The organism is Nocardia sp. NPDC058705, assembly GCF_042749305.1.
GTDB lineage: Bacteria > Actinomycetota > Actinomycetes > Mycobacteriales > Mycobacteriaceae > Nocardia.
The window spans coordinates 10,265-14,797 of sequence record NZ_JBHYRN010000015.1 but is presented as its reverse complement, the minus strand read 5'-3'; the positions used below and the strand labels follow the sequence as shown (position 1 = coordinate 14,797).

At 66.4% G+C, this 4,533-nt stretch carries 3 protein-coding genes and 1 pseudogene; all 4 read right to left on the bottom strand.

Annotated features, from left to right (window positions below; all coding sequences use genetic code 11):
* Window positions 1-140 precede the first annotated feature (140 nt).
* The 4 genes and pseudogenes from ACFW6D_RS18350 to ACFW6D_RS18335 all read right to left on the bottom strand — a co-directional run bounded on the left by ACFW6D_RS18350 (window position 141) and on the right by ACFW6D_RS18335 (window position 4,389).
* Window positions 141-836, bottom strand: a complete 696-nt coding sequence (locus tag ACFW6D_RS18350) for an ABC transporter ATP-binding protein (RefSeq protein WP_379329815.1) — start codon at window positions 834-836, stop codon at window positions 141-143.
* 162 nt (window positions 837-998) lie between these two features.
* Window positions 999-1,715 (bottom strand): annotated as a pseudogene (locus ACFW6D_RS18345) (ABC transporter ATP-binding protein); the annotation flags it as partial.
* A gap of 212 nt (window positions 1,716-1,927) precedes the next feature.
* Entirely contained in the window at window positions 1,928-3,355 is a 1,428-nt protein-coding gene (locus ACFW6D_RS18340) for a branched-chain amino acid ABC transporter permease (RefSeq protein WP_379329586.1), read from the bottom strand.
* Window positions 3,352-4,389 (bottom strand): branched-chain amino acid ABC transporter permease, encoded by a 1,038-nt coding sequence (locus tag ACFW6D_RS18335; protein WP_379329584.1) that lies wholly within the window; start codon window positions 4,387-4,389, stop codon window positions 3,352-3,354. Before ACFW6D_RS18335 ends, ACFW6D_RS18340 begins: the two co-directional genes overlap by 4 nt.
* Between the last annotated feature and the right edge of the window lie 144 nt (window positions 4,390-4,533).

Genomic DNA, 4,533 nt, shown 5'->3' with positions numbered 1-4,533 from the left:
GGGCCCCCCCCCCCTGAGGGCGGTGGCCCCCGCACCCGCCTAACAGGCCCCTCTCCGTCGGCCCCTACGCTCTGACAAACGGTGCCTGATCGACGGGACACAAGGGGGCGCGAACTCGAGCGCGCCAGCGCTCCAATAACTCAGTCGACGCCGAGATAGGCGGCCATGACCGCGGGGTCGGTGAGCAGATCCGCACCAGGGCCGGACTTGGTGACCTCACCGGTTTCCAGGATGTAGGCACGATCGCTGCGGGTCAGCGCCTGCTGGGCGTTCTGCTCCACGAGCAGCACAGTCGTGCCCTGGCGGTTGATCTCGCTGATGATCCGGAAGATCTGCTGGATCACCATGGGCGCCAGACCCATCGAGGGTTCGTCGAGCAGCAGCAGCTTCGGGCGGGCCATCAGGGCCCGGCCGATGGCGAGCATCTGCTGTTCGCCGCCCGACATCGTGCCGCCGACCTGCTTGCGACGTTCGGCCAGCCGGGGGAACAGTTCGAAGACCCAGTCCAGGGTCTGCTGGTACTCGGACTTCTTCTCGAAAGGCCTGCCGTAGCAACCCATGTCGAGATTCTCCGCGACCGTCATACCGGGGAAGACACCGCGACCTTCTGGCGCCTGGATCAGACCCTCGACCACTCGGTCGTGCGCCTTCATCGAGGTGATGTCTTTGCCCTGGAACAGAATTCGGCCCGAGGTGAGCGGCAGCAGGCCCGACAGCGCCCGCATGGTGGTGGTTTTGCCCGCGCCGTTGGCACCGAGCAGGGTCACCAGTTCGCCCTGATCGACCGAGAGCGAAATGCCGTGCAGCGCTTCGATCCGGCCGTAGTTCACGACCATGTCCTGCACCTCGAGCAGCGGCGCCGCCTTCTCGACGACGACCTCGCCCTTGGGCTTCTCGACCACCACGGTGGCCGGAATCGGCGGCGGGGTCGCCCCCTCTTCCGAGGCGGCCACCGATTCCTCGCGGACCTCCTCGATCGTGTCCGCGTCGGGTACACCGAGGTAGGCCGCGATCACGGCCGGGTCCTCGCGCACTTCGGCGGGCAGGCCGTCGGCGATCTTGCGGCCGAACTCGAGCACGACGATCCGGTCGGTCACACCCATGACCAGGCGCATGTCGTGCTCGATGAGCAGCACGGTGTAGCCGTCGTCGCGGATCTTGCGGATCAGATCCATCAGCGCCGACTTCTCGCTGGGGTTGAACCCGGCGGCCGGTTCGTCCAGGCACAGCAGCTTGGGCTCGGTGGCCAGCGCACGCGCGATCTCGAGCCTGCGCTGATCGCCGTAGGACAGGTTGCGGGCCTTCTCCACCGCGCGCGGTGCGATGCCGACGAACTCCAGCAGCGCCATGCCGCGCTCGATGGCGTCCTTTTCCTCGCGCTTGAACTTCGGCGTGCGGAAGATCGCGCCGGGGACCGAGGTGGTGTGGCGAGCGTCCGTACCGACGACCACGTTCTCGAGCGCCGTCATTTCGCCGAACAGCCGCACGTTCTGGAATGTGCGCGCGATACCCATCCGGGTGATCTCGTTGCGCTTGGTTTTAGCGAGGGGCTTGCCGTCGAAGTGCACGCTGCCCGAGGTGGGTTTGTACACGCCGGTGATGGCGTTGAAGCAGGTGGTCTTGCCCGCGCCGTTCGGGCCGATCAGACCGAGGATCTCGCCGCGGCGGATCTCGAAACTGACCCCGTCGAGCGCGGTCAGACCACCGAACTTCATCGTCAGACCGTCGGTGCGCAGCAGCGGTTCGCCCACCGCGGTCTCGATCGCGCGATGCGGCGCGACCACCTCGGCGACCGTCTCGGCATCGGCGAGTTCGGGCATCACCGCGGTGACGTCGACCTCGCCCGTCGGCTCGACCTCGGGCGGCGGCTGGTAGCCGGCCTTCATGTCTTCGTTGTCGTACAGCGCGTCTCCCGCGCCCGGCCCCGTCATTGCCCTGCTCCGATCGATTCGGCCGCCGGCTTGCGCACGACCGCCTGGTACACCTGTCTGCCGTAGGCGAGCAGCTTCTGCCGCACGGGGAACAGACCCTGTGGCCGCAGAATCATCATCACCACGAGCGCGATGCCGAAGTAGAGGTACTTCAGGTCACCGAGGTTCTGCGCGCCGCCCGGACGGAACAGCAGCACACTGCCGAACAGCAGCAAGCCGAGGATCACCGCGACGATCACCGTGACGATCACCACCCGCCGGACCCACACACCCAGCGCGTCCTTCTTCCACCGCCACAGCAGCCACAGGCCGATCAGCAGCGCGATATCGAGACCGAGCAACAGGTACCCGGTCGACTCGCTCGACACCAACTGCACCGACTGCAACCGCATCGGCAGGTAGGCGATGAGGAACGCGCCGACGATCACGCCGAGCTTGTTGCCCGAACCGCCGAGCACGACCGCGCACAGGAACAGCATCGACAAGATGATGTCGAACTGCTTGGGGTTCACATAGGTGACCTGACCGGCGTACATCGCACCCGACAGACCGCCCACCGAGGCGCCGATCACGAACGCCCACAGCTTGAACTTGAAGGTCGGCACGCCCATGATCTCGGCGGCGTCCTCGTCTTCGCGGATGGCGACCCAGGAGCGGCCGACCCGGCTGCGTTCCAGGTTGCCGATGATCAGCAGCACCACGATCACGAAGATCATGCCGAGCCAGAACCACCAGGTGCCGTTGCTCGCCCGTTCGAAGGGGTTCCAGCTGCTGGTGTCGCCGAGATTGCCCGGGGAGAAGTACCCGCCGGGGTGCGCCTCGGATTCACCGACCTCGGGGTAGGCGATCTTGGACAGCCCGAGGCTGCCGTTGGTGAGATCGCCCAGGTTGTCGGCCATCAGGCGCACGATCTCGCCGAAGCCGAGCGTCACGATCGCGAGGTAGTCACCGCGCAGTCGCAGGGTCGGCGCGCCGAGGATCAGCCCGGCCAGCGCCGTGAGCGCGACCGCGATCGGCAGGCAGGCCAGCCAGGCCCAGCCGGAGGTGAGCCACCCGTCGGCGTCGGTCTGGTTCCACGGACTGTTCGGGCTGGTCAGCAGGCCGACCGTATAGGCGCCGACGGCGTAGAAGCCGACGTAGCCGAGGTCGAGCAGACCGGCCTGGCCCACCACGACATTGAGGCCGATGGCGATCAACGCGTACATCGCGAACTGCGCCATCACACCGCCGAAGCTCACCCCGGGGGTGTCGAGCAGCGGCGGCGGGAACAGCGGCAGCAGGGCGAGCACGGCGATGATCGGCACGCCGACCGCCCACTGCGCCGGACGCGAGAGCCCGTCCCACCAGACCCGGATCGCATCGCCCACACCACGCCGATCCTTCGGCGCCACCGGGGCTTTCGGAGTTTTCGTCATGTCTGTCATGCGCGTGCCCTCCCCAGGCTCTCGCCGAGGATGCCGGTCGGCCGGAACATCAGCACGGTCACCAGCAGCACGAACGCGACCACGTCACGCCATTCGGTGCCGAACAGGATCGACCCGTACTGCTCGGCCACACCGAGGATCAACCCGCCCAGCAGCGCGCCACGCAGGTTGCCGATACCGCCGAGCACCGCGGCGCTGAACGCCTTGATGCCGAGGATGAACCCGCCGGAGAAGATGATGCCGGTGGGAATGTAGAGCGTGTACAGCATCGCGGCAGCACCGGCCAGCAGACCGCCGATGAGGAAGGTCAGCACGATGACGCGCTCGCGCGAGACACCCATCAGGGTGGCGGTGTCGGGATCCTGGGCCACCGCGCGGATGGCACGGCCGAATTTGGTTCTGTTGATGACGATTTCGGTGGTCACCGCGAGCACGACGGCCGCGGCGAAGATCACCAGCGCCACATTGGTGACCGACGCGCCGAGGAAGGTGAACTGCACCTTCGGCTCCACGAGCCGGATGCCGGTCTGGGCGTTGGAGCCGCCGAGGCCCGGCTTGATCTTGGGCAGGATGTAGTGGACGAACTCCTGGATCACGAACGACATACCGATCGCGGTGATCAGGAAGGCCAGCGGCTTCGCACCGCGCCTGCGCAAGGGTCGATAGGCGATCCGTTCCAGTCCCACCGCGGCGATGCCGGAGACCAGCATGCCGAACAGCATCGCCACGCCCAGATAGAGCACGGTCAACAGGACACCCTGGGAGTACACATTGCCGCTCGGCGCGAAGCCGAGCAGTTCCAGACCCACATAGGTGCCGAACATGCCGAGCATGAAGATTTCGGAGTGGGCGAAGTTGATCAGTCGCAGCACGCCGTAGACGAGCGTGTAGCCGACCGCCACCAAGGCGTAGATCGAGCCGTAGGTCAGACCGTCCACGGTCAATCGCCAGAACTGGTCGATCACCCCGGACACGTTGAAATCGATGGACCCCTCGGCCAACAGGGTCACACCGAGCGAAGCCGCTGATGTCATGGTTACTCTCGCGTCAGGAGCAGCGGTGGGGGGGGGGTGACCACCCGCCCCCGCCCCGAAAAAACGGGGATAATATGACACGTTCAAACAAGAATGGTTGTTTGGGCGGTGGCCCCGGTAGCCCCCCAATTTTAGGGGGGGGGC